1 protein-coding gene is annotated in these 366 nt (G+C 66.1%); it reads left to right on the plus strand.

What is annotated here, in order from left to right:
* The coding region (locus U4Z64_RS37440; protein WP_321822701.1) for an NAD(P)/FAD-dependent oxidoreductase at positions 1–366 on the plus strand (366 nt) is incomplete at both ends.

The raw sequence follows: 366 nt of genomic DNA on the forward strand, positions 1-366 counted from the left end.
ATACGGCCCGCGCGAATCGATGGAATACGACGTCGTGATCGTCGGCGGCGGCCCGGCCGGGCTGTCGGCCGCGATCCGGCTCAAGCAGCTGGCCGCCGAGAAAGGCACCGAGATCGGCGTGTGCGTGCTCGAGAAGGGTTCCGAGATCGGCGCGCACATCCTGTCGGGCGCGGTGATGGACCCGCGCGCGATCACCGAGCTGTTTCCCGACTGGAAGGAACAGGGTGCGCCGTTGAACGTCGAGGTGACCGAAGATCGCTTCCTGTTCCTGTCCGAGAGCAGCGCGGTCACCACGCCCAACTGGGCGCTGCCCGACAACTTCAAGAACCACGGCAACTACGTGATCTCGCTCGGCAACGTCACGCG

It is taken from the genome of Burkholderia sp. BCC1996 (assembly GCF_905339955.1).
In the GTDB taxonomy this organism is placed as follows: Bacteria; Pseudomonadota; Gammaproteobacteria; order Burkholderiales; family Burkholderiaceae; genus Burkholderia.